At 60.6% G+C, this 23,015-nt stretch carries 24 protein-coding genes and 1 riboswitch; of the genes, 3 read left to right on the top strand and 21 right to left on the bottom strand.

The window, feature by feature from the left end; translation table 11 throughout:
• Positions 1-6: 6 nt before the first annotated feature.
• The 4 genes from ACUTSC_RS09655 to ACUTSC_RS09640 all read right to left on the bottom strand — a co-directional run bounded on the left by ACUTSC_RS09655 (position 7) and on the right by ACUTSC_RS09640 (position 4,169).
• Entirely contained in the window at positions 7-534 is a 528-nt protein-coding gene (locus ACUTSC_RS09655; RefSeq protein WP_063991075.1) for a GNAT family N-acetyltransferase, read from the bottom strand.
• 9 nt (positions 535-543) lie between these two features.
• The gene (locus ACUTSC_RS09650) at positions 544-1,464 is read right to left on the bottom strand and encodes a transporter substrate-binding domain-containing protein (RefSeq protein WP_197766771.1); all 921 of its coding nucleotides are present in this window, start codon (positions 1,462-1,464) and stop codon (positions 544-546) included.
• Positions 1,465-1,490: 26 nt separating this feature from the next.
• Positions 1,491-2,816 (bottom strand): NtaA/DmoA family FMN-dependent monooxygenase, encoded by a 1,326-nt coding sequence (locus ACUTSC_RS09645; RefSeq protein WP_197766770.1) that lies wholly within the window; start codon positions 2,814-2,816, stop codon positions 1,491-1,493.
• Between the two features lie 189 nt (positions 2,817-3,005).
• On the bottom strand, positions 3,006-4,169 hold the full coding sequence (locus tag ACUTSC_RS09640) for a M20 peptidase aminoacylase family protein (RefSeq protein ID WP_445653290.1): 1,164 nt from the start codon (positions 4,167-4,169) through the stop codon (positions 3,006-3,008).
• Positions 4,170-4,515: 346 nt separating this feature from the next.
• On the opposite strand from ACUTSC_RS09640, the gene cspE reads away from it, so the two are divergent.
• On the top strand, positions 4,516-4,725 hold the full coding sequence (gene cspE, locus ACUTSC_RS09635; RefSeq protein WP_004940030.1) for a transcription antiterminator/RNA stability regulator CspE: 210 nt from the start codon (positions 4,516-4,518) through the stop codon (positions 4,723-4,725).
• Between the two features lie 57 nt (positions 4,726-4,782).
• Here cspE and ACUTSC_RS09630 read toward each other — a convergent pair whose 3' ends face one another.
• The 3 genes from ACUTSC_RS09630 to crcB form a co-directional block, all read right to left on the bottom strand.
• Entirely contained in the window at positions 4,783-5,973 is a 1,191-nt protein-coding gene (locus tag ACUTSC_RS09630; protein WP_197766768.1) for a Bcr/CflA family efflux MFS transporter, read from the bottom strand.
• Between the two features lie 6 nt (positions 5,974-5,979).
• Positions 5,980-6,576, bottom strand: coding sequence for a TetR/AcrR family transcriptional regulator (locus tag ACUTSC_RS09625; RefSeq protein ID WP_038877424.1), 597 nt, complete (start codon positions 6,574-6,576; stop codon positions 5,980-5,982).
• 289 nt (positions 6,577-6,865) lie between these two features.
• Positions 6,866-7,249: a fluoride efflux transporter CrcB gene (gene crcB / locus ACUTSC_RS09620; protein WP_004940022.1), complete on the bottom strand. Its 384-nt coding sequence runs from the start codon at positions 7,247-7,249 to the stop codon at positions 6,866-6,868.
• Between the two features lie 79 nt (positions 7,250-7,328).
• Positions 7,329-7,391: riboswitch (Fluoride riboswitch) on the bottom strand.
• An 82-nt stretch (positions 7,392-7,473) separates the two neighbouring features.
• Here crcB and ACUTSC_RS09615 point away from each other — a divergent pair.
• Positions 7,474-7,716 (top strand): hypothetical protein, encoded by a 243-nt coding sequence (locus ACUTSC_RS09615; RefSeq protein ID WP_197766767.1) that lies wholly within the window; start codon positions 7,474-7,476, stop codon positions 7,714-7,716.
• Between the two features lies 1 nt (position 7,717).
• Here ACUTSC_RS09615 and ACUTSC_RS09610 read toward each other — a convergent pair whose 3' ends face one another.
• The gene (locus ACUTSC_RS09610; protein ID WP_197766766.1) at positions 7,718-8,785 is read right to left on the bottom strand and encodes a diguanylate cyclase; all 1,068 of its coding nucleotides are present in this window, start codon (positions 8,783-8,785) and stop codon (positions 7,718-7,720) included.
• Between the two features lie 218 nt (positions 8,786-9,003).
• Here ACUTSC_RS09610 and tatA point away from each other — a divergent pair, with 218 nt between their 5' ends.
• The gene (tatA, locus tag ACUTSC_RS09605; protein WP_142109401.1) at positions 9,004-9,222 is read left to right on the top strand and encodes a Sec-independent protein translocase subunit TatA; all 219 of its coding nucleotides are present in this window, start codon (positions 9,004-9,006) and stop codon (positions 9,220-9,222) included.
• A gap of 92 nt (positions 9,223-9,314) precedes the next feature.
• Here tatA and lipA read toward each other — a convergent pair whose 3' ends face one another.
• From lipA to leuS, 13 genes are all read right to left on the bottom strand, one after another.
• Positions 9,315-10,280, bottom strand: a complete 966-nt coding sequence (gene lipA, locus ACUTSC_RS09600; protein WP_063991083.1) for a lipoyl synthase — start codon at positions 10,278-10,280, stop codon at positions 9,315-9,317.
• Positions 10,273-10,941: a lipoyl(octanoyl) transferase LipB gene (gene lipB, locus ACUTSC_RS09595; RefSeq protein ID WP_049273643.1), complete on the bottom strand. Its 669-nt coding sequence runs from the start codon at positions 10,939-10,941 to the stop codon at positions 10,273-10,275. The genes lipA and lipB overlap by 8 nt, the downstream gene beginning before the upstream one ends.
• A 134-nt stretch (positions 10,942-11,075) precedes the next feature.
• Positions 11,076-11,342 carry a DUF493 family protein YbeD gene (gene ybeD / locus ACUTSC_RS09590; protein WP_004940012.1) on the bottom strand — a complete coding sequence of 89 codons (267 nt, stop codon included), beginning with the start codon at positions 11,340-11,342 and terminating at the stop codon, positions 11,076-11,078.
• 104 nt (positions 11,343-11,446) lie between these two features.
• Positions 11,447-12,658 carry a D-alanyl-D-alanine carboxypeptidase DacA gene (gene dacA / locus ACUTSC_RS09585; RefSeq protein ID WP_004940010.1) on the bottom strand — a complete coding sequence of 404 codons (1,212 nt, stop codon included), beginning with the start codon at positions 12,656-12,658 and terminating at the stop codon, positions 11,447-11,449.
• 180 nt (positions 12,659-12,838) lie between these two features.
• Positions 12,839-13,924: an endolytic peptidoglycan transglycosylase RlpA gene (rlpA, locus tag ACUTSC_RS09580; RefSeq protein ID WP_197766765.1), complete on the bottom strand. Its 1,086-nt coding sequence runs from the start codon at positions 13,922-13,924 to the stop codon at positions 12,839-12,841.
• 10 nt (positions 13,925-13,934) lie between these two features.
• On the bottom strand, positions 13,935-15,047 hold the full coding sequence (mrdB, locus tag ACUTSC_RS09575; RefSeq protein WP_004940006.1) for a peptidoglycan glycosyltransferase MrdB: 1,113 nt from the start codon (positions 15,045-15,047) through the stop codon (positions 13,935-13,937).
• An 8-nt stretch (positions 15,048-15,055) separates the two neighbouring features.
• Positions 15,056-16,951, bottom strand: coding sequence for a peptidoglycan DD-transpeptidase MrdA (gene mrdA / locus ACUTSC_RS09570; protein WP_107227271.1), 1,896 nt, complete (start codon positions 16,949-16,951; stop codon positions 15,056-15,058).
• A 38-nt stretch (positions 16,952-16,989) separates the two neighbouring features.
• Positions 16,990-17,460 carry a 23S rRNA (pseudouridine(1915)-N(3))-methyltransferase RlmH gene (gene rlmH, locus ACUTSC_RS09565; RefSeq protein WP_004940002.1) on the bottom strand — a complete coding sequence of 157 codons (471 nt, stop codon included), beginning with the start codon at positions 17,458-17,460 and terminating at the stop codon, positions 16,990-16,992.
• Between the two features lie 3 nt (positions 17,461-17,463).
• Entirely contained in the window at positions 17,464-17,781 is a 318-nt protein-coding gene (gene rsfS, locus ACUTSC_RS09560) for a ribosome silencing factor (RefSeq protein ID WP_025301839.1), read from the bottom strand.
• Positions 17,782-17,975: 194 nt separating this feature from the next.
• A complete protein-coding gene (nadD, locus tag ACUTSC_RS09555) occupies positions 17,976-18,638 on the bottom strand; it encodes a nicotinate-nucleotide adenylyltransferase (RefSeq protein WP_197766764.1) in 663 nt (220 codons plus the stop codon).
• Positions 18,628-19,662, bottom strand: coding sequence for a DNA polymerase III subunit delta (gene holA, locus ACUTSC_RS09550; protein WP_063991088.1), 1,035 nt, complete (start codon positions 19,660-19,662; stop codon positions 18,628-18,630). The genes nadD and holA overlap by 11 nt, the downstream gene beginning before the upstream one ends.
• Entirely contained in the window at positions 19,659-20,219 is a 561-nt protein-coding gene (gene lptE / locus ACUTSC_RS09545) for an LPS assembly lipoprotein LptE (RefSeq protein ID WP_197766762.1), read from the bottom strand. The genes holA and lptE overlap by 4 nt, the downstream gene beginning before the upstream one ends.
• Positions 20,220-20,233: 14 nt before the next feature.
• Positions 20,234-22,816, bottom strand: a complete 2,583-nt coding sequence (gene leuS / locus ACUTSC_RS09540) for a leucine--tRNA ligase (protein WP_445653289.1) — start codon at positions 22,814-22,816, stop codon at positions 20,234-20,236.
• Positions 22,817-23,015: the final 199 nt, after the last annotated feature.

Genomic DNA, 23,015 nt, shown 5'->3' with positions numbered 1-23,015 from the left:
GGGGCCTTAGGCGATTTTCCTTTCCGACGCGCAACAACACGCGTCCTCTGCAATCAGGCTTTTGCGGAACGGCAGGCGGCCATCGTAGGGTGGGCGGCTGTAGACCTCGCTGTCGACGGTGGGATCGAACTGCGGCTGATACCCGTTGCTCAGATACAGGCCCACCGCTTCGGGCTGGCGAAAGCCGGTGGTCAGATAGAGCCGGCGATATCCCTGCGCCAGCGCCAGCGTTTCGAGCTGCTGCAACACCCGCTGCGCCAAGCCCTGGCGCCGCAGATCGCCCCGCGTCCAGATGCGCTTCAGCTCCGCGGTTTGTGCGTCATAGCGTTTGAAGGCGCCCATGGCGATCGGCGTGCCGGCGCGCAGCAGCACGATGAAGGCCCCTTGCGGCGGTGCGTACAGATCCAGCGCTTCCGGTTCCTGGTCACCAAAATAGTCGCCGTAACGCTGGCGATATTCGCCGAACAGCCCTTCGATCACCGGGGCGATCAGCGGATCGGTCGGCAGCGTCTGAATGAAGGTGTCTTGCGTCATCGCGTGCTCCTAATCGCCCAGACCGGGCGGGTTGATTTCCGACTGCGCAAGGCGTTCGACGCTCTCGCCCCAGCGGTTGAGCACCCGATCGTACTGCCCGCCGCGTATCGCGCCGTTCAGCGCTTCGTTCACCGCCTGCACCAGTCCGTTGCCTTTACGGGTGGTGACGGCGATGTGCGCCGCCTTGGGCCAACCGCCTTCTACCGTGCCCGCCAGCCGGGTGCGGCCGTTCAGCGCCGCTTTATAGGCGCCCAGCACGTTCGGCCCGAAGTAGGCGTCGGCCCGCCCGGACTGGATCGCCAGCGTGGCGGCCGCATCGTCGGTCACGTAGATCGGCTGGAAGGGTTTGAGCCCCTGCTGCCGATTCTGCTTGTCCCATGCCAGCAAGATGGCTTCCTGATTGGTGCCGGAGCCGACGATAATTTTTAATCCGGCGATATCGGCAGGCTGATTGATCGTCGCGATCTTGCCGCCGGTTTTGACATAAAAGCCGAGCGAGTCGATGCGGTAGGTGGCGAAGTCGAAGCGGGTTTTGCGTTCTTTGGTCACGGTGACGTTAGTGATGGCCGCGTCATACTTGCCGGAAACCACCCCCAGCGGCCAGTCTTCCCACGAGGTTTGCACCACGTTAAGCGTTAGGCCCAGGCTGTCGGCCACCAGCTGCGCGATATCCACTTCGCTGCCGATCAGCCGCCGGTTGTCGGCGGCGAACAGCGCCAGCGGCGGCGTGTTGAGCGCGGCGATCGCGACGGTGAATTGGCCCGGCTTCACGAAGTGGAAATCGGCCGGCAGTTTGGCGATCGCCTGCGGGTTTTTCGGCGCGTGGATCGGGGTTTCATTGGCCTGCAAATCGATGCCGGTGCCCGCCTGCGCGGCGCCGGTCAGGCTCAGCAAGGCTGCCACGAGGGTGGCAGTAACGGTTTTCTGCATAGCGGGTATCCCTGAAAGCGATCTTATTATTGGGTGAATCTGTTCAACGGGTGCTTCAGGCCCAGGTGCTCGCGCAGCGTGTCACCGTGGTACGTCTGGCGGAACAGACCACGCTGTTGCAGGACGGGCACCACCCGATCGACGAAGTGGCCGAAGGCGTTGGGCGTACCGCCGCTGATGATGAAACCGTCGGCGGCTTCGCCGTCGAACCAGCGTTGCAGACCGTCCGCCACTGCTTCCGGCGTGCCGCTGAACACCGGGCGCGGCGAGGCGGCTTCCAGCGCTACCTGGCGCAGCGTGAGGTTGCGCTCGCGGGCGCTGCGCTTGATGGCGTCGGTGGTGCTGCGGAAGCTGTTTTGCCCCAGATCGCCGATGTCGGGGAAGGGCGCGTCCAGCGGATGGCGGGCGAAGTCGTAATGCTCGAAGTAGCGGCCGAGGTAGTTGAGGGCGTTCTCGATGCTGACCAGGCGGGCGGTCTCCTGGTACTGGCGCTCGACGTCCGCGTCGTCGTCGCCGACGATCACGCTGACGCCCTGGAAGATGCGCAGATCGTCCGGTTCGCGCCCCTGTTCCACCAGTTGCCGCTTCACGTCCTGATAGAAATCCTGCGCCTGCTCCAGCGTGTCGTGATGGGTGAAGATCGCATCGGCGTGTTGGGCCGCCAGCCGTTTGCCGTCTTCAGAGGCGCCGGCCTGGAACAGGATCGGGCGCCCCTGCGGCGTGCGGCCGATGTTCAGCGGCCCTTGTACCGAGAAGAACTCCCCTTGGTGATTGAGAGTGTGCAGTTTGCCGGTGCGGAAGAATTCGCCGCTGGCCTTATTGCGCACGAAGGCGTCGTCTTCCCAGGAATCCCACAGCCCTTTGGCGACGTCGAGAAATTCGCCGGCGATGCGGTAACGCAGGCTGTGTTCCGGGTGTTCTGTGCGCGAGAAGTTTTTGGCCGAGCCTTCCAGCGGCGACGTCACCACGTTCCAGCCGGCGCGGCCGTGGCTCAGGTGATCGAGGCTGGCGAACTGGCGGGCGACGGTGAACGGATCGCTGTAGGAGGTGGAGAGAGTGCCCACCAGGCCAATTTTATCGGTGGCGGCGGACAGCGCGGCCAGCAGGGTGAGCGGTTCGAAACGATTAAGAAAATGCGGAATGGATTTTTCGTTGATATATAACCCATCGGCGACGAAGACGAAATCGAATTTCCCCTGTTCGGCTTTTTTCGCCGAGGCGATATTAAATTCGAGGTTAATGCTGGCGTCGGCGGTGGCGTCCGGGTGGCGCCAGGCGGACATATTTCCCGATGCGCCATGCAGAATGGCACCCAGGCGCAATTGCCGTTGATTATTCGCGTTGTCGCTCATCGTGATTATCCTGTCATGCGCCGCAGAGGCGCGCGGTGTCTGATGGGTTCACTATTGATGAGCGGCGACGGGATGTAAAACAACAAAACAGCATATTCAAATGTTGAAAATTGCAAATATCACGGCGGGTAAAAATAATAGGGCCCGACGCGGCATGTGCGGCGTCGGGGAAATAATATGTTCCGTTATTCAGGCGTTGCTGAGGGCTTTTTCTGGCGCGGTGGTTAATTGTTGCAGGGTGCGTTCCGCCAGCAGCGTGAAATATTGCGCCGCCGGGAACAGGGCCCGTTCATCGGGATTGAAACGCGGATGGTGCAGGCCGAACTCGCTGGCGGAGCCGATGCTGACAAATACCCCCGGTACATGATGCAGATACAGTGCGAAATCCTCACCGCCCATCTGCAGCTCCGCCTCTTCGACCCGGTAGCCGGCCTCGGCGGCGACGGTTTTGCTGAACGTTGCCCAATGCGGGTCATTGATCACCGCCGGCGGCCCCGGCTGCCAGCGGAGTTCGGCCTGTGCACCCAGCGCGGCGGCTACGCCGTCGATCACCTGGCGAATCTTGTCCGGCACCTGGCGGCGCACCGCGTCGCTGTGGGTGCGCACCGTGCCTTCCAGCTCCACGGTTTGCGGCAGTACGTTCCAGGTATTGCCGCCTTCGATGCGCGTTACGCTCACCACCAGCGATTCCAGCGAGCTGAAGCTGCGGCTGGGCAGCGTCTGCAGCGCGCCGACGATCTGGCTGGCGGTGACGATGGTGTCGACGCCCTGTTCCGGTTTGGCGGCGTGGGCGCCCTTGCCGGTGATGAGGATCTGGAAGCGATCGACGTTGGCGTAGAACGGCCCGGCGCGGGTGGCGAAGGTGCCGGTGGGCAGCTCCGGCGCATTATGCAGGCCAAATACCGCCGCAACGTTATCCAGCGCGCCGGCGTCGATCAGGTGCCGGGCGCCGTTGAAGGTCTCTTCCGCCGGCTGGAAGAAGATGCGTACCGTGCCGGGCAGGTCGGCCTCACGCGCTTTCAGCAGGTGTGCGGCGCCGAGCATCACCGAGGTGTGAAAGTCGTGGCCGCAGGCGTGCATCACGCCGCGGTTTTGCGAGCTGAAGGGCACGTCGGCGATTTCGTCGATCGGGAGGGCGTCAATGTCACCGCGCAGCGCGATGATCGGCCCCTTGCCGCTGCCGATCTCCGCCACGATGCCGGTTTTCAGCGCCAGCGGCAGCAGGCGAATGCCCGCCTCTTGCAGCCAGCGCGTCAGCCGGGCGGTGGTGGCGAATTCGTGATTGGAAAGCTCCGGGTTTTGGTGCAGCTCACGCCGATAGGCGATGATTTTGTCTGCCAACTGGCTGGTCATAGGCTTGGCTCACAGTGGGAAATAAACCCTAACCCTAGTGCAGCGGCCGCCGAAGCAAAAAGACCATCTGGTTATATTTCATAGCGATTGCGTCTGCACGGGAGCGTCAACGCTGGGGGAAGCGGGCGGGTTTGGGCGTTCGCTCGTTGTTCGCCGGCGGGTGGAGAGGATTGACCTGGCACGGTAACTTATCGCAACCGGTGCAATCAATTTACACCGGACAACACGGATTTTTTCACTCTTTATCGGATTTCTGTGATCGCGGTGGTGGACAAAATCCTGCCTGCTTGCTGTACTGTAATAGACACAGGTTTTGTGTCTTTCATTCACGTTAAAGGTAAGTTTGATGTCTAAGATTAAAGGTAGCGTTAAGTGGTTTAATGAATCCAAAGGCTTCGGTTTCATTACTCCGGAAGATGGTAGCAAGGACGTTTTCGTTCACTTCTCTGCCATCGTTAGCAACGGTTTCAAAACGCTTGCTGAAGGCCAGCGTGTAGAATTTGAAATCACGAACGGTGCCAAAGGCCCATCTGCCGCTAACGTTACTGCTATCTAAGCTGCGTAGCTGAATTTCTTAAAACCCGCTCATTGAGCGGGTTTTTTATTGGACGCGTTATGCCTCGCTGCGGCGGCCTAACAGGCTGAACAGCAGGATGGCGATGGCGTAGCAGCCGACGATGGTCAGCGCCATCGACAGGCTGGACGTGCCGCCCAGCCCGGTGAGTGGCACGGCGCAGGCACCGAGCGCGAACATGCACACGCCGATCAAGGCCGACGCGCTGCCCGCTTTGTCACCCTGGCTTTGCATGGCCAGCGAAGAGGCGGTCGGGCCGACGATGCCGATCACCGCCACCGAAAAGAACAGCGGCACCAGCAACAACACCAGCGGCGCATGCAGCGCGGCGGCCAACAGCAGCAACAGCGATGCGACGGCCGCCAGCGTTAGCCCGCCCCTCAACACCCGACGCTCCCCCCAACGTGAACTGAGGCGGCTGGCCAGCTGCGCCGCAATGATCAGCCCGACGCCGTTAATGGCGAAGCACAGGCTGAACATCTGCGGGCTGAGGCCGTAGATCTGCTGCAAGACGAAAGGCGAAGCGCCGATATAGGCGAACATGCCGGCCATCACGAAGCCCTGCGTCAGGCACAGGCCCATGAAATAGCGTTGGGTCAACAGACTGCCCAGCGACATCAGCATCGCCAGGATACCGCCCTGGCTGCGGCGCTCGGCCGGCAGAGACTCGCGCAGTTTCAGCGCCGACAGGCTGAACAGCAGCACGGCGATGGCCGCCAGCACGCCGAAGATGCCGCGCCAGTTCATCACCTGCAGCATAACGCCCCCCAGCACCGGCGCGACGATCGGTGCCAGGCCGTTGACCAGCATCAGCAGGGCGAAGAAGCGGGTCAGCTCATGGCCGGCATACAGATCGCGGGCAATGGCGCGGGAAATCACCGCGCCACCGGCGCCGGCGATGCCCTGCAGCAGGCGGGCGATCAGCAATTGGTCGATGGTGGGCGCGAGGGCGCACCACAGCGAAGCGCCCAGCAGCAGGATCAGCGACAGCAACAGCGGACGCATGCGGCCCAATTTGTCGCTGTAAGGGCCGAAAATCAGCTGGCCGACGCCCAGGCCGAGCAGCCCGGCGGTCAGGCTGAGTTGCGCGGCGGCGGTAGAGGTATTCAGTTCGCCCGCCATTTCCGGCAGGGCGGGAAGATAGAGATCGGTGCACAGCGGCCCCAGCGCGGCCAACAGGCCAAGCACGACGGCGTACACCAGACGTTGTCTGGCTAAGTGTTTGGTCATGGGAGATTAGCGTTTCCTGAACAGGTGAGAAATGGCCTGCTGATACAGATCGCGCAGCAGGGACGCATCGGCTTTTTGCGTGGTAAGGATGCGGTAACCGGTGCCTTCGCTCATGACGGCGATAAACTCCACCCGCGCGGCGATCTCTTCCGCGCTGAAATGGGGATACAGCCGCTGTAGGTTGTGGCACACGTGGCGAAACAGCCGCGCTTCCGCATCGCTGAGCATTTTGGCCACCACCGGGTTGCGCGTGGCCTCGGCGGTTACTTCCAGCATCAGCATGTGATCGGTTTCGCTCTCGCCCGGCTGCTGAAACAGCGTGCGCGCCGCCAGCGTGCCGGCGATCAGGTTGATGTGATCGCCAAGGTTTTCCAGCCGCTGCATCTTGCTGGCGATGATGCGGTTGACGATTTCCTCGATAATCGCGTCTTTATTGGCGAAATAGCGATAGATTTGCCCGACGCTGAGCTGCGAGCCCTGGGCGATCTCCGCCATGCTGGCGGCGTGGAAGCCGTGGCGGCGGAAGCTGGTTTTCGCCGCTTCGACGATCTGATCGCGGCGAGCCTGTACCTTGGCCTGTTTACTGTCGTTGGGGGAGAGCATCTGCCCGATCCTTTGCTACGCGTGAGCCGGGTTCACATTTTTGGGTGTGAACGTTCATTCTCAATTGTAGTGTGATCGGCCGAAAAGACGCAAGATCAACGCGTGCGGTGGGGAAAAGGCGCTTAAGCGAACAGGTAGGATTTGATAAAGGCGGCGACGATCAGCACGCACAGCGCAACGGCAATCGCTTCGGCGGCGGTTTTCGGCAGGCTAAACATAGCGGTTTCTCATCCAGTCAGAAGTACTGGATGAGATTATGCGCATGCAAGATTAAGGAAACATTAAGGGCTTAGCGCCCGTTGACCCACATCACCAGCATGAAAGCCAGCAGCGTCATCGCCAGCGAGCCGGCCAGGTTGAGCAGCATGTTGGCCAGCGCCCAGCCGAAGCGGCCATCCTGCATCAGGTACACCACCTCCAGCGAAAAGGTGGAGAAAGTGGTCAGGCCGCCGCAGAATCCGGTGGTGATCAGTAATTTCCAGGTGGGATCCAGATGCGTCATGCGGGTGAAAATCGCCATAGCCAGGCCGATGATAAAACCGCCGATCAGATTGACCATCAGCGTACCGAGCGGAATGTGGGCGTTCAGCGGATTCATTTTCATGCTTACCGCCCAGCGCAAAACGCTGCCGACGCCGCCGCCGATAAATACGGCCAGTAAAGAGCTCAACATGGGGCAACTACCTTTCAATCAGAGAAATTCACGGGGCTCGGAAAGGGACTGGCGTAACGCTACGCGCCTCTCTCCGAGAGGTTACGTAGACATCATCAGCCTGTGAAGGCGGTTAGGGAGGAATGTCATCTCCAGCGTGCCGCACGGCCTTTTTTGCCGTACCCGGTGGATGTTACACCTAACGCCGCCTATTTTGTAGTATCGACAATCTGCGAGGTCATCCCATGGAAATCAGAACGGCGCGCCTGAGCGACAGGCATGCTATCGCCGAATTAATGACGACGTTGGATTATCCCGGCACCGAGGCGTTTCTGACGCAGCGAATGCACCAGCTGCTGGCGCACCGTCGCGGCTGCGATCGGCTGGAGGTCCATTGCCACAGCCGCCGCGAGCGGGCGCATGCGTTTTACCGGCGTGAAGGTTTTGTCGAAGCGCCGAAGTATTTTGCCAAGTTATTAAACCAGTAAGTTAGTCGCCCGTCGGCGCCGCCGTTTCCAGCCGGTTGCGGCCATTTTGCTTCGCCCGGTAAAGCGCGCCGTCGGCCGCTTTCAGCCAGTCCAGATAACCGCCCAGCGCGGGGTGGTAGTTGGCGATGCCGGCGCTGATCTGCAGCCGCAGCTGTGGCGCCTCTTTGAAGATAACGGCGTCCAGCCGCTGCTGGATGCGCCGCAGGACGATTTCCGCCTGTTCAGCGCTGGTGTTCGGCAGCACCGCGCCAAATTCGTCGCCGCCGTAGCGCCCGACGATATCCACGTTGCGCAAGCCAATCAGCAGCTCTTCCGCCAACGCCGCCAGGGCCTCATCCCCCAGCGCATGGCCGAAAGTATCGTTGATGGTTTTGAAACGATCGATATCCATCAGGATCAACGTGGCGTTGTCCTGGTAGCGGCGGCAGCTGTCGAACTGACGATGCAGCAGATGCTCCCAATGGCGGCGGTTGTACAAGCCGGTCAGCCCATCGCGGGTGCTGATGCGTTGCAGCTCCTGTTTTTTTTCCGCCAGCCGTTTGGCGGTGCGGTAGGTCACCAGGCCGAGCAGCGTCGGGTAAAGGTAGATCATCGGCAGGCACAGATAGATCTGCAGCGGCGTGCTGTGCGGGTGGAACGGGAAGCCGAGCAGCGCGCCGGTCAGCGCCGCCGCGGCCAATTGAATCGCCAAGCCTTTGACAAACAGTGCCTTACCGGCCGAAGCGATGTTGTTCATGCTCATCATCGACAAGATGACAATCGCCGGCAGCGCGTTGAACGCCATCATCGCGGCCCAGAAGCCGCCGAAGGCGGAGTCAATCAGCAGATTGCGGATCTCGGCTTTGAACGGATCTTTGGCGCGGCAGGCCAGGCGGTAGGCGAGATGCGGCCAGAGAAAACCGTGAAAGGCCAGCAATAGCCAGACCGCTGTGGGCGGAGCCAAGGGATAGAGGGCGGCGCAAACGCAAATAAAGCCGAGCCCCAGGCCGGCGACGCGGGGCAGATAGGTGCGTTTGGCGAAGCTGAGGCCGGATTTTCGGGCATCGAAAATGGGTGGAGCAATATACATCCGGCCTCTCCCTGATAAGTATCACGGCAGCGTATCATGCGGGTGATAAACTAAGAATAGTCTGGGATTCATGCCGCGGGGCCGCGTGGCATTCCTGCGACGGATCTCACTCTGTTACATGTTGCGGTTGTGCGAGCGGGGGGAAAGTCGCTAAATATTCGCAGGCAAGGTCAGTTTTTCTCGCTGTTCACGCAGCGCTCTATGATAAGAAGGTGAGTATGGAAGGTATCAGTATTACCAAACTTCTGGTGATTGCGGTATTGGTGATTTTACTGTTCGGCACCAGCAAACTGCGCACGCTCGGCGCCGATCTTGGCGCGGCGCTGAAAGGCTTTAAAAAAGCCGTGGGCGACGACAGCACCACGCCGCCGGCCGCCGGCAACAACACCGCCGAGAGCCAGTCCGCTCAGCAGAGCGTCGAGAAGAAAGACGTTTAGTCCCGTCTGAGGCGCGCAATAAAAAACGGATGCCTGGCGGACATCCGTTTTTTGGCGTTTCCGCCGTCTTTAGCGTAACAAACTATTACGCGTTATTTCACTTCCATCCCTTTGGCCTGCAGATCGGCGTGATAAGACGAACGCACAAACGGGCCGCAGGCGGCGTGGGTGAAGCCCATCGCCATCGCTTCTTCTTTCATCTCGTCGAACTCGGCCGGGCTGACGTAGCGCTGCACCGGCAGGTGGTGGCGGCTCGGCTGCAGGTACTGGCCCAGCGTCAGCATGGTCACGCCGTGGCGGCGCAGGTCGCGCATCACTTCGACGATTTCCGCGTTGGTTTCACCCAGGCCGACCATCAGGCCGGATTTGGTCGGGATATCCGGGTGCGCTTCTTTAAAGCGCTCCAGCAGCTTCAGCGACCACTCGTAGTTGGCGCCCGGGCGCACCTGGCGGTAAACGCGCGGCACGTTTTCCAGGTTGTGGTTGAACACGTCCGGCGGCGTGGCGGTGATGATCTCCAGCGCGCGATCCATACGGCCGCGGAAGTCCGGCACCAGCGTTTCAATTTTGATGTTCGGGCTCTTGGCGCGGATGGCCGAGATGCAGTCGGCAAAGTGCTGAGCACCGCCGTCGCGCAGATCGTCGCGGTCAACCGAGGTGATTACCACGTAGCGCAGCGCCATGTCGGCGATGGTTTGCGCCAGCTTTTCCGGCTCGTTGGCGTCCGGCGCGATCGGGCGGCCGTGGGCCACGTCGCAGAACGGGCAGCGACGGGTGCAGATAGCACCGAGGATCATGAAGGTGGCGGTGCCGTGGTTGAAGCACTCGGACAGGTTAGGGCACGAAGCTTCCTCACAAACGGAGTGCAGGCCGTTTTTACGCATGGCGGCTTTGATGCCCTGAATGCGCGTTGAGTCGGCAGGCAGTTTAATCTTCATCCACTCGGGTTTACGCAACAGCTCCTGCCGTTCGGTGACCACCGTTTTGACCGGGATCAGCGCCATTTTGTCAGCATCGCGGTATTTGACGCCGCGTTCCATCTGAATTGGTTTACTCATAATCGTGCAGGTTCCAGTTACGAAGCTCGACCGTCTGGTAGCCGAGTAAATGAACAAATTCCTGTACCAGGATTGGGTGTATGTCTTCAATGCCAACGCCGGGCGCCAGCGCGCTGACCTGCGTCATTTGCATGCCGGCGTAACCGCAAGGGTTGATGCGTTGGAAGGGGCTGAGATCCATCGCCACATTCAGGGCCAGGCCGTGGAATGAGCTGCCTTTGCGGATCCGCAAACCCAACGAACAGATTTTCTGCTCCCCCACATAGACGCCAGGCGCATCCGGACGGGCGCGCGATTCGAGGCGGAAGTGGGCGAGGGTGTTGATAACCGTATCTTCTATCGCCGTAACCAATTGGCGCACGCCGACTTTGCTGCGTTTCAGATCGACCATCACGTACATCACCTGCTGGCCCGGCCCGTGGTAGGTCACCTGGCCGCCGCGATCGCTCTGGACCACCGGGATATCGCCGGGCATCAGCACGTGCTCGGCTTTGCCGGCCTGGCCCTGGGTGAAGACCGGGTGATGCTGCACCAGCCACAGCTCGTCCGGCGTAGTTTCGGTACGACTGTCGGTGAAGTTATGCATGGCTTGGGATACAGGCGCGTAGGGCTGCAACCCCAGCTGACGCAAAATGATCTTGTCTGGTTGCAAAAGAGTCATCGTCAGGTTACAGAAGTGGTAAAGCCATTATACCGGGCGCTCCGGCCTGCGACCAGCCTTTCGCTGACCAAAAATGCGCAACCCGGGAAGACGCTGCGCCATCCCGGGTTGATAAGCTGGGGTTTATGCTGGAATTACAGCACCATGCGAACAATTTCAATGTTGCCCAACTCTTCGTACAGGGTTTCGACCTGCTCGATGTGAGTAGCGTTGATGGTGATGGAAACGGAGTGGTAGTTGCCTTTGCTGCTCGGCTTAACCTGCGGGTTGTAATCGCCCGGTGCATGGCGCTGCACCACTTCAACTACCTGGTCAACCAGCTCAGGCTGCGCCAGGCCCATCACCTTGTAGGTAAACGAGCAAGGGAATTCGAGCAGTTCGTTCAGTTTAGTTTTTTGCATGTGCGTGCGCTCCAGAGTGCTAGCTAATCTATAAATTATAACTCCCGCCGGGGCGGGAGTTAATGTTATTCAGTATATGGGGGCAATTTCGCCCGATTCAACCGTTAACCGAACCAGTGGTGGAACATCAGTTTGATGTAGTCCACGATGCGGCTGAAGAAACCGCCTTCTTTCACTTCGTTCATCACCACCAGCGGACGCTGGTCGATGGTTTTGCCGTCCAGTTGGAAGTTGATGCTGCCGACCACCTGGTTTTTCGCCAGCGGCGCGTGAATTTCAGGGGTGTTCAGCACATAGCTGGCCTTCAGATCTTTCATGCGGCCGCGCGGGATGGTCAGGTAGACGTCTTTGTCTACGCCCAGCTCAACGCGGTCGGCATCGCCGAACCAGACCGGCTCGGAGGCGAACTCTTTACCGACTTTCAGCGGTGCCACGGTTTCGAAGAAGCGGAAGCCCCAGGTCAGCAGTTTCTTGCTCTCGGCTTCGCGGCCTTTGTAGGTGCGGCCGCCCATCACGGCGGAGATCAAGCGCATCTGGCCTTCGGTCGCCGAAGCCACCAGGTTGTAACCCGCCGCGTCGGTGTGGCCGGTTTTGATGCCGTCGACGTTCAGGCTGTTATCCCACAGCAGACCGTTGCGGTTCATCTGGCGGATATTGTTGAAGGTGAACTCTTTTTCTTTGTAAATCGCGTACTCTTCCGGCACGTCGCGGATCAGCGCCTGGCCGATCAGCGCCATGTCGCGCGCCGAGCTGTACTGGCCCTGGGCATCCAGGCCGTGTACCGTCTGGAAGTGGGTGTTCTGCAGGCCCAGCTTGCTGACGTAGGTGTTCATCAGGTTAACGAACGCGTCCTGGCTGCCGGCGACGTAGTCGGCCATCGCCACGCAGGCGTCATTACCGGACTGCAGGTTGATGCCGCGGGTCAGCTTGGAGACCGGCACGCGATCGCCCGGCTTCAGGAACATCAGCGAGGAGCCTTTGAACACCGGGTTGCCGGTCGCCCAGGCGTCCTGACCGACGGTCACCAGATCGTCCTGGCCGATTTTACCCGCTTTCAGCGCCTGGCCGATGACGTAGCTGGTCATCATTTTGGTCAGGCTGGCCGGATCGCGACGCGCGTCGGCGTTCATCTCGGCCAGCACTTTGCCGGAGTTGTAATCAATCAGGATGTACGCTTCCGCATCGATCTGCGGGACACCTGGGATCATGGTTTTGATGTTAACGTCATCGGCATGTGCAACGGAGGCTGCGCTCATTGCGATAACGGTGCCGAGTGCGATGCTTTTGATTAAGCGAAAAGAAGTTACTTGTTTCATGATCGGGACTACAACATCCGTGAAAGTAAAGTTAAAAAACGAGCCACACTATAGCAGATGCGATCCCGGCAGGCATTACCCATTCATCTGACTAATTGCGGTTAGAGAACTTTTAGCTGCAAGAAAATGTTTCAGCTAAATAACCGCTTATCAGCCGCGAATGCCTGCCGGGCTTAACGCTTAGGGTGCAGCAGTAACGAAAGACTGTTGTTGCGCTTCGCTGGCCAGGCGTTGCTGCAGCTGAGCCGCCTGCTGACGGCTGCTGAACGGGCCGAGCTGGACGCGATAAACGTTGCCGTTGGCCGCCACTTTACCCGGTACGCCAAACTGTTGGCTCAGGCTTTGCTGCCAGCTCTGGGCGCGCTCGGCGCTGCTCAGCGCACCGACCTGCACCACGTAACCGCCGGAGGAAGACGCGGCAGCCATGCCGGCAGCCGCGGCGCCGGCCGCGACCGGCGCGGCCACGGCGGCGGCTTCAGGTTCTGACCCTTCCAGCACGCCGGCCGGTACTGCGCTTGGCGCGCCGAGGAAACCGCTGCGGCCGCCGGTTGCGTTACCGCCGGCGGCTGGCGCGTTGTTGTCGTCGGTGCGCAGGGTGCTGTTATCGATCGGGCGCACCGCCGCGCCGCTGGCGACCGGCACGTCCTGTTGAATCGGGGTGCCCATGCCGCTGGCGCCGAGATCCGGGCGCGACGGCAGGGCATAGCTCTGTTTCGCCACGATGGTGCCGATGGTGCCCGGGCCGCTCAGCGTGCCGTCCGGCGCCACGTTGATGAAATCGACTTTGACCTTGGTGTTGTTGGACAGGTTGAGGCGGTCGGCGGCGGCTTTCGACAGATCGATGATGCGACCCTTGGTGTAAGGCCCGCGATCGTTGACGCGCACCACCAGCTGACGGCCGTTGGCCAGGTTGGTGACACGTACATAGCTCGGGATTGGCAAGGTTGGGTGCGCCGCGGTCAGGCCGTTCGGATCGAACTGCTCGCCCAGCGCCGTGGTGTTGCCATTGGCCTCTTCGCCATACCAGGCCGCCAGGCCGGTCTGCGAGAAGTTCTGCGGATCTTTTACGATGCGGTAAGTATCGCCATTAACCTTATAATCCTGCATGTTGTTAGGGTTATAGGGTTCATATTGAGGCTCGACGCCACCGATTTCCACCACCGGACCGTTGTACGGCTGCTGTGGCGCCTGCTGTTCCGTGGTCGGGGCGGTACAGGCGGAGAGCAACACCGCCGCGACGCCGATCCAAAGCCATTCCTTACGCATTACTCACCTCTTATAAACTTTTAGACAGCATTTTCCGATGCGTGTGGATCGACATGATGATGCCGAAACCGGCCATCAACACTATCAGCGCCGAACCCCCGTAACTGACCAGAGGCAAAGGTACGCCAACTACCGGCAAAATGCCACTGACCATACCGATGTTAACAAAGACATAAACGAACAAAATCAGCATCAAGCCGCCGACCATGACGCGGCCGAAGGTGGTTTGCGCCTTGGCGGCGATCATCAGCCCGCGAATGATCACCAGCAGGTAGAGCGCCAGCAGCACCAACACCCCGATCAGCCCCAGCTCTTCGGCCAACACGGCGAAGATAAAGTCGGTATGGCGCTCCGGCAGGAACTCCAGCTGCGACTGGGTGCCGTGCAGCCAGCCCTTGCCGGACAGGCCGCCGGAGCCGATGGCGATCTTGGATTGAATGATATGGTAGCCGGCGCCGAGCGGGTCGCTTTCCGGATCGAGCAGCATCATCACGCGGTCGCGTTGATAGCCATGCATCAGGAAGAACCACAGCACCGGGATAAAGGCCGCCAGCGCAACGGCGGCGACGGCGATCAGTTTCCAGCTCATGCCTGACAGGAACAGCACGAACAGGCCGGAGGCGGCGATCAGGATCGAGGTGCCCAGATCCGGCTGCGCGGCCACCAGCAGCGTCGGCAGGAAGATCAGCACCAGCGCGATAGCGGTGTTTTTCAGCGAAGGCGGGCAGACATCGCGGTTCATAAAGCGCGCCACCATCAGCGGCACGGCGATCTTGGCGATCTCCGACGGCTGGAAGCGCACCACGCCGAGATCCAGCCAGCGCTGCGCGCCTTTACTGATCTGCCCGAAGGCGTCCACCAGGATCAGTAATATCACGCAGAAGATATACAGATAGGGCGCCCAGCTTTCGTACACGCGCGGCGGGATTTGCGCCATGACGGCCATCACGATCAGCCCCATGACGATCTGCCCGATCTTGCGCTCCATCATGCCGATGTCCTGGCCGCTGGCGCTCCACATCACGAAGGCGCTGTAGACCAGCAGGGCCAGGATCAGCAGCAGGAACGTCGGGTCGATGTGGATTTTGGTCCAGATCGAGCCTTTTTGTTGGCTTTCAGTCATGTTCTACCTTAGTCACCTTCTACGCCAGGCGGCAGCGGGGCCTCGCTTGGCAATTGCGTATTGTTGTCGCCCAGCATGATATGGTCGAGGATCTGGCGAGTGATGGTGCCCACCGCCGGACCGGAGCCGCCGTTTTCCAGAATGATGGCGACCGACACCGTCGGGTTGTTGAACGGCGCGAAGGCGGTCATCAGTTTGTGATCGCGCAGGTGCTCCGCCAGTTTGTGGGCGTTGTAGGTTTCGTAGCCGAATACCTGTGCGGTACCCGATTTCGCCGCGGCTTTGTATGGGGCGTCCGCAAAGTACTTGCGCGCCGTCCCGTTCGGACGGTTGGCCACCCCGTACATACCGTCTTTGGCGATTTCCCAGAAGCCGGAATGAATATCGCCGATCTGCGTGCTCTCTTCTTGTTTGAACGGCACCAGCGCGCCGTTGACGCGGGTGCTCTGCAGCAGGTGCGGCGTTTTGACGGTGCCGTCGTTGATCAGGGTGTTCAGCGCTTTGGCCATCTGGATCGGCGTGGCGGTCCAGTAACCCTGGCCGATGCCCACCGGAATGGTGTCACCCTGATACCACGGCTTTTTATAGCGCTTCAGCTTCCATTCGCGCGTCGGCATCAGGCCGGAGCGCTCTTCGGACAGATCGATGCCGGTGTACTGGCCGTAACCGAATTTGGTCAGCCAGGTCGACAGCCGATCGATCCCCATGTCATAAGCGACCTGATAGAAATAGGTATCTGCGGACTCTTCCAGCGCCTTGGTGACGTTCAGCCGGCCGTGGCCCCATTTTTTCCAGTCGCGGAAGCGTTTTTCCGAGCCGGGCAACTGCCACCAGCCGGGATCGAACACCACGGTATTCTTGGTGATCACCCCGGCGCTGAGCGCCGACACCGCGATATAAGGCTTCACCGTCGACGCGGGTGGGTAAACCCCTTGCGTGGCGCGGTTGATCAGCGGGCGATTCGGATCGTTCAGCAGCCCCTGATAGTCCTTGCTGGAAATGCCGTCCACGAACAGGTTCGGATCGTAGCTCGGGTTGGACACCATCGCCAGGATGGCGCCGGTGCGCGGATCGCTCACCACCACCGCGGCGCGGCTGCCCACCAGCAGCTGCTCGATGTAGCGCTGCAGGTTGAGATCGAGCGTCAGGTAAACGTCCTGACCGGCGGAGGGCGGCTGCTCGTGCAATTGGCGGATCACCCGGCCGCGGTTGTTGACCTCGACCTCTTCATAGCCGGTTTTGCCGTGCAGCGTGTCTTCGTAATAGCGTTCGATGCCCAGCTTGCCGATATCGTGGGTGGCGGCGTAGTTGGCCAGCTTGCCGTCTTTGTCCAGGCGTTCGACGTCGCGGTCGTTGATTTTCGACACGTAGCCGGTGACGTGGGTGAGGGCGGAGCCGTAAGGGTAGTAGCGGCGTTGGTAGCCTTTCACTTCCACGCCGGGGAAGCGGAACTGATTGACCGCAAAGCGGGCGACCTGCACTTCGGTCAGCGCGGTTTTCACCGGAATAGAGACGAAACGGCGCGAACGCTTGCGCTCTTTTTCGAAATTGGTGATGTCGTCGTCGGTCAGGTCGACCACCGTGCGCAGCGCCTGCAGCGTGGCTTTGAGATCGTCAACCTTCTCCGGCATCAGCTCCAGCTGATAAATGGTGCGGTTGAGCGCCAGCGGGGTGCCGTTGCGATCGTAGATAATGCCGCGGCTGGGCGCGATAGGCACCAGCTTGATGCGGTTTTCGTTGGAGCGGGTGCGGTAATCCTCGACGCGGACCACTTGCAGATTATACAGGTTGGCGATCAGAATGCCGGACAGCACCAGGATGACCAAGAACGCCACCAGGGCGCGGCGTACAAACAGGGCGGATTCAGCCGTATAGTCGCGAAAAGGGTTACGTTCTATTTTCATCCCGCTGCTTTATTTCACTCTGTCACGGTCACCACCGGCTATTCCCGGTGGTAAGGATGATTTGTAGTAATACTCCAGGCGCGGTAGAGGCTTTCGGCCACCAGGACGCGCACCAAAGGATGCGGCAATGTCAACGGAGAAAGTGACCAGCTCTGCTCGGCAGCGGCTTTGCAGGCGGGCGCCAGCCCTTCCGGGCCGCCGATCAGCAAGCTGACGTTGCGGCCATCCTGCTTCCAGCGCTCAAGCTGTTGCGCCAGCTGCGGCGTTTCCCACGGCGTGCCGGGAATATCCAGCGTAACGATGCGGTTGCCTTTGCCCACCGCCGCCAGCATCTGTTCGCCTTCCTTGTCCAGAATGCGCTTGATGTCGGCGTTTTTGCCGCGTTTGCCCGCCGGGATCTCGGTCAGCTCAAACGGCATATCTTTGGGAAAGCGGTGCAGGTAATCCATAAAGCCGGTTTGCACCCAGTCTGGCATTTTGGTGCCGACCGCCACCAATTGCAGTTTCACCGCTTAGCTCCAGAGTTTTTCCAGCTCGTACAGGCGACGGCTCTCTTCCTGCATCACGTGCACGATCACTTCGCCCAGATCGACCACGATCCAGTCGGAGGCTTCCTGGCCTTTCATGCCAAACAGCTCCATGCCAACGGCACGGGATTCCTGTACCACATGGTTGGCGATCGACATCACGTGGCGAGTCGAGGTGCCGGTGCAGATGATCATGCAATCGGTGATGCTGGATTTGCCCTGGACGTCCAGAGCGATAATGTCTTGGCCTTTAAGGTCATCGATTTTATCGATGACGAAATCTTGGAGCGCTTTACCTTGCAAAGGTTCCCCCTCGGGTGTGTTCTGTTCAGTCGGCTGCGGCGGGCAAAATGCGCGCACCGTGGCGTAACCGGATAATGGTTTCGGCAGGCTGCCGCTGAAAGCCAGCTAACTGGTGACTGCCCGGCCAGCTAAGGTTTCCGGGGTTTTCAGCGGATACCTGAAAAATAGCGGCGCAGTATATCACGCACCTTTCGCTAGCGATATAAACCCTGCAACTCGATGTAGCGCTGCACCGGGCGTGGCAGCAGGTCGTCGCAGTTGAGGCCCTGATGGCGGCGCTGGCGGATCTCGGTGGCAGAAATTTCCAGCTCCGGCGTATCGGCCAAATAGATTTGGCCGTGTGGGCGACGGCTGAGCAGCGCCGGGTCGGCGGTGCGATGGCGTTCCAGCCACTGCTGCAGCTCCGGCGTGTCCATGCGATCGTTGTAGCCCGGGCGCGCCAGCACCAGCAGGTGGCAGACGTCCAACAGCGCCTGCCAGCGGTGCCACTTATGCAGCGTCAGCAGCGAGTCCTGGCCAATAATAAACGCCAGCGGCTGGGCGGCGCCACGCTCTTTACGAATCGTTTCCAACGTCTCGATGGTGTAGGAGGGAGTGGTGCGGTGCAGTTCGCGATCGTCGACCGCAAACAGCGGGTTGCCGGCGATCGCCAGCTCCACCATCTTCAGGCGCTGCTGCGCATTGGCCTCCGGCTGCGGGCGGTGCGGCGGCACGTGGTTAGGCAGCAGCGTGACGCGATTCAGGCCCACTTCGGTGGCCAACGCTTCCACCGGCCGCAGGTGGCCGTAGTGGATCGGGTCAAAGGTGCCGCCGAACAGCGCGTGCAAAACGGTGGGGTGTTCCGGATTAGTGGGCATCGCTAAAACTCGTGGCCAGGGGTTTGCCGCACAGCAGCATCGACAGGGTTTCCAGTTCCGGCCAGACCGACTGGCCATAGTCCTGCTTGAGGGTCAGCTCGATTTGCGTCAGCAGCTGTACCGCCTGCTGCAACTGGGGGCCGGACAGGCGTTGCAGCGCCTGGGTCACCAGCGGGCGGCGGTTCTGCCAGACCTTGTGCTGATCGAACAGCGTGCGCAGCGGCGCGGAAGCCATGCGGCGCTGCAGCGTCAGCAACAGCAGCAGTTCGCGCTGCAAAGTGCGCAGCAGGATCACCGGCTCCACGTCCTCTTGCTGCAGCTGTTGCAAGATATGCCAGGCGCGCTTGCTCTTGCCGGCCAGCAGGGCATCCAGCCAGTGGAACGGCGTGAAGTGGGCGGCGTCGTTCACCGCCTGTTCGACGCGCGGCAGCGTGAGCTTGCCGTCCGGGTGCAGCAGCGACAGCCGCTCCAGCGCCTGCGACAGCGCCAGCAGGTTGCCTTCGTAGCAGTAGCACAACAGCTGATTGGCGGCATCGTCCAGCTCCAGCTTCATCGCCTTGGCGCGCGTGGCGACCCAGCGCGGCAGCTGCGCCTGTTCCGGCGTCTGGCAACTGACGAGGGCACCGTTTGGGCTGAGCGCCTTGAACCAGGCGCTGTTTTCCTGCGCTTTGGTGAGGCGCGGGCCGCGCAGGATCAGCAGAATATCCTCGTGCAGCAGCGTGGCGAGTTTGGTCAGCTGTTCGCCGATCGGCGCCGTCGGGCCGTTTTCCGGGAAGATCAGCAGCAGCGTCTGGCGGCTGGCGAACAGGCTCATCGCCTGGCAGATGCCGAAGATGGCGTCCCAGTCGGTATGGGCGTCGAGGGAAATGCTGTAGTGCTCACTGAACTGCTGCTGTTGCGCGGCCTGCCGGAGCAAATCCTGGCTTTCCTGCAGCAGCAGCGGTTCATTGCCGCTCAATAAATAACAAGCGCGCAGCCCCTCTCGGAGCTGCGCGGCAAGTTGTTCCGGGTAAATGCGGATCATTGTGCGGTTTGGCTTGCCGCTCGTTCGCCGGCGGCAGCGGCTTTCTGCCGGTTCTCTTCTTCCGCCGCATGCACGGTCAGCAGTTTGCGCACCAGTTGTTGCGCCGCCTGCTCACGCATTTCCTGGCGAATGATCTCCTGTTCGGAGTCCTTGGCCAGCGCGGTCAGCGGGTTGTCGAAGAAGGAACGGAACACTTTCACCGACAGCGGATACAGGTCATGGCCCGGGATCAGCACCTGTGCCTGCACGGTCAGCACCATCTGGTACTCGGCGGTTTTACCGTCCTGGAAGATCGAAGCGGTATCCTGGCTTTCCGTCGCGCCGACGATGCGCAGGGAAGGCACGTCTTTACGCTTCGGATCGCTGACGATAGTCACGTCGTTCAGACGCAGCTGCTCACGCACCGCGCGCGTCAACGGGCCGTAAGGATCCGAACTGTCCAGGATCAGCGTTTTCATTTCATTCGGCACCTGCGTGGTGCCACGCAGGTGAAAACCGCAGCCGGCGGTGACCAGCACCGCCAACCCCAGCAACAGCGTCAGAATACGTTGTCGCACAACTCCTCCTTGTGTTAACCCACAACCAGGTTAAGCAGTTTGCCCGGAACGTAGATCACTTTGCGAATCGTGACGCCGTCCAGATATTTAGCCACCAGATGCTCTTCAGCAGCGCGCGCGCGCACCTGCTCTTCGGTCGCATCGGCAGATACGGTGATTTTAGCGCGAACCTTGCCGTTCACCTGCACCACCACCAGCTTGGAGTCTTCGACCATCGCCTGCTCGTCGGCAACCGGCCATGGCGCGGTGTCCACGTCGCCTTCGCCGCCCAGCGCCTGCCACAGGGTGAAGCACACGTGCGGGGTGAACGGATACAGCATACGAACCACGGCCAGCAGCGCTTCCTGCAGCAGCGCGCGATCCTGCTCGCTCTCCTGCGGCGCGCGGGCCAGCTTGTTCATCAGCTCCATCACGGCGGCGATCGCGGTGTTGAAGGTCTGACGGCGGCCGATATCGTCGGTTACCTTGGCGATGGTTTTGTGCAGATCGCGGCGCAGCGCTTTCTGATCTTCGTTCAGCGCCGCTACGTCGAGCGGCTGTACCGCGCCTTTTTCCACATGATCGTAGGCCAGTTTCCACACGCGTTTCAGGAAGCGGTTAGCTCCTTCCACGCCGGACTCCTGCCACTCCAGCGTCATTTCTGCCGGTGAAGCGAACATCATGAACAGACGCACGGTATCCGCGCCGTATTTTTCCACCATCTCCTGTGGGTCGATGCCGTTGTTTTTCGACTTCGACATTTTGCTCATGCCAGCATAGACCAGTTCGCGGCCTTGCGGATCGGTGGCTTTGATGATGCGACCCTTGTCGTCGCGCTCGACGGTGGCGTCAACAGGGGACACCCAGACGCGCTCGCCGCTGTTGCCGGTGTAGTAGAAGGCGTCGGCCAGCACCATGCCCTGACACAGCAGGCGCTTGGCCGGCTCGTCGGAATCCACCAAGCCTGCATCGCGCATCAGCTTGTGGAAGAAGCGGAAGTACATCAGGTGCATGATGGCGTGTTCGATGCCGCCGATATATTGATCGACCGGCAGCCAGTAGTTGGCGGCGGCCGGATCCAGCATGCCCTGGTCATACTGCGGGCAAGTGTAGCGGGCGTAGTACCAGGAAGACTCCATAAAGGTGTCAAAGGTGTCGGTTTCACGCAGCGCCGGTTGGCCGTCGACGGTGGTCTTCGCCCACTCGGGATCGGCCTTGATCGGGCTGGTGATGCCGTCCATGACCACGTCTTCCGGCAGGATCACCGGCAGTTGGTCTTCCGGCGTCGGCATCACGGTGCCGTCTTCCAGCGTCACCATCGGGATTGGCGCGCCCCAGTAACGCTGACGGGAGACACCCCAGTCGCGCAGACGGTAGTTGACCTTGCGCTGGCCTACGCCCTTGGCGACCAGTTTGTCGGCGATGGCGTTGAAGCCCGCTTCATTGTCCAGGCTATCGAACTCGCCGGAGTTGAACAGCGCGCCTTTGTCGGTCATCGCTTCGGCGCTCACGTCAGGCCGGCTGCCGTCGAGGTTCAGGATCACCGGCTTGATCGGCAAATCGTATTTGGTGGCGAATTCCCAGTCGCGCTGGTCGTGCGCCGGTACCGCCATCACGGCGCCGGTGCCGTATTCCATCAGCACGAAGTTGGCGACCCACACCGGCAGCTTCTCGCCGCTCAGCGGATGGACCACGAACAGGCCGGTCGGCATGCCTTTCTTCTCCATCGTCGCCATTTCGGCTTCGGCAACTTTGGTGTTGCGGCATTCGTCAATGAAGTCGGTCAGCGCCGGGTTGTTGCGCGCGCCCTGTTGCGCCAGCGGGTGACCCGCGGCGACCGCCACGTAGGTGGCGCCCATGAAGGTGTCGGGACGGGTGGTGTAAACCGTCAGCGTCTCTTCGCTGTCCGCCACGTCGAAGGTGATTTCCACGCCTTCGGAGCGGCCAATCCAGTTGCGCTGCATGGTTTTCACCTGCTCCGGCCAGCTTTCAAGCGTGTCCAGATCGTTCAGCAACTGATCGGCGTAAGCGGTGATTTTGATGAACCACTGCGGGATTTCTTTACGCTCGACCTTGGTGTCGCAGCGCCAGCAGCAGCCGTCGATAACCTGTTCGTTGGCCAGCACGGTCAGATCGTGCGGGCACCAGTTCACCGCTGAGGTCTTCTTGTAGACCAGGCCTTTTTCATACAGCTTGGTGAAGAACCACTGTTCCCAGCGGTAGTATTCCGGCTGGCAGGTGGCGATTTCGCGATCCCAGTCGTAGCCGAAGCCCAGCAGTTTCAGCTGGTTCTTCATATATTCAATGTTGTCGTAGGTCCACGGGGCCGGTGCGGTGTTGTTTTTCACCGCTGCGCCTTCCGCCGGCAGGCCGAACGCATCCCAGCCGATCGGCTGCAGTACGTTTTTGCCCAGCATGCGCTGATAGCGCGAGATCACGTCGCCGATAGTGTAGTTACGAACGTGGCCCATGTGCAGTCGGCCGGACGGGTAAGGCAGCATGGATAGGCAGTAGTACTTTTCCTTGCTGTCGTCTTCGGTAACTTTGAAAGTCTGCTTCTCTTGCCAGTGAAGCTGTACGTTCGATTCTATGTCTTCTGGACGGTATTGCTCTTGCATGGCGGCCGGTGGTCCTGTAGGTGTAAACCGTTGCCCCGGTCAGAGGCAACGCAATGAACATTTAGTATTCGTAGATCCGCATAGCATAGCTGATAAGACCTCCCGGCAACAACTCCAAGCGCCTGACTCGGCGCATTTAAAAAAAACGCCGCCATGACGCGGCTCACAACCTGCGGATCCCGCGTCTTGCCAAGTGACA

This window comes from Serratia sp. TSA_105.2 (assembly GCF_052692115.1).
This window is presented reverse-complemented; position numbering and strand designations above follow the sequence as displayed.

Coding starts and splice junctions, on each gene's coding strand:
- ACUTSC_RS09615 (WP_197766767.1), top strand. CDS start 7,474: ATGGAAATCAGAACGGCGCGCCTGAGCGACAGGCATGCTATCGCCGAA.
- nadD (WP_197766764.1), bottom strand. CDS start 18,638: ATGCCCACTAATCCGGAACACCCCACCGTTTTGCACGCGCTGTTCGGC.
- rlpA (WP_197766765.1), bottom strand. CDS start 13,924: ATGCGTAAGGAATGGCTTTGGATCGGCGTCGCGGCGGTGTTGCTCTCC.
- ACUTSC_RS09640 (WP_445653290.1), bottom strand. CDS start 4,169: ATGACCAGCCAGTTGGCAGACAAAATCATCGCCTATCGGCGTGAGCTG.
- lipA (WP_063991083.1), bottom strand. CDS start 10,280: ATGAGTAAACCAATTCAGATGGAACGCGGCGTCAAATACCGCGATGCT.
- lipB (WP_049273643.1), bottom strand. CDS start 10,941: ATGACTCTTTTGCAACCAGACAAGATCATTTTGCGTCAGCTGGGGTTG.
- mrdA (WP_107227271.1), bottom strand. CDS start 16,951: ATGAAAATAGAACGTAACCCTTTTCGCGACTATACGGCTGAATCCGCC.
- ACUTSC_RS09610 (WP_197766766.1), bottom strand. CDS start 8,785: ATGTATATTGCTCCACCCATTTTCGATGCCCGAAAATCCGGCCTCAGC.
- ACUTSC_RS09650 (WP_197766771.1), bottom strand. CDS start 1,464: ATGCAGAAAACCGTTACTGCCACCCTCGTGGCAGCCTTGCTGAGCCTG.
- ACUTSC_RS09625 (WP_038877424.1), bottom strand. CDS start 6,576: ATGCTCTCCCCCAACGACAGTAAACAGGCCAAGGTACAGGCTCGCCGC.
- ACUTSC_RS09630 (WP_197766768.1), bottom strand. CDS start 5,973: ATGACCAAACACTTAGCCAGACAACGTCTGGTGTACGCCGTCGTGCTT.
- tatA (WP_142109401.1), top strand. CDS start 9,004: ATGGAAGGTATCAGTATTACCAAACTTCTGGTGATTGCGGTATTGGTG.
- mrdB (WP_004940006.1), bottom strand. CDS start 15,047: ATGACTGAAAGCCAACAAAAAGGCTCGATCTGGACCAAAATCCACATC.
- holA (WP_063991088.1), bottom strand. CDS start 19,662: ATGATCCGCATTTACCCGGAACAACTTGCCGCGCAGCTCCGAGAGGGG.
- dacA (WP_004940010.1), bottom strand. CDS start 12,658: ATGAAACAAGTAACTTCTTTTCGCTTAATCAAAAGCATCGCACTCGGC.
- leuS (WP_445653289.1), bottom strand. CDS start 22,816: ATGCAAGAGCAATACCGTCCAGAAGACATAGAATCGAACGTACAGCTT.
- ybeD (WP_004940012.1), bottom strand. CDS start 11,342: ATGCAAAAAACTAAACTGAACGAACTGCTCGAATTCCCTTGCTCGTTT.
- cspE (WP_004940030.1), top strand. CDS start 4,516: ATGTCTAAGATTAAAGGTAGCGTTAAGTGGTTTAATGAATCCAAAGGC.
- ACUTSC_RS09645 (WP_197766770.1), bottom strand. CDS start 2,816: ATGAGCGACAACGCGAATAATCAACGGCAATTGCGCCTGGGTGCCATT.
- ACUTSC_RS09655 (WP_063991075.1), bottom strand. CDS start 534: ATGACGCAAGACACCTTCATTCAGACGCTGCCGACCGATCCGCTGATC.
- crcB (WP_004940022.1), bottom strand. CDS start 7,249: ATGTTGAGCTCTTTACTGGCCGTATTTATCGGCGGCGGCGTCGGCAGC.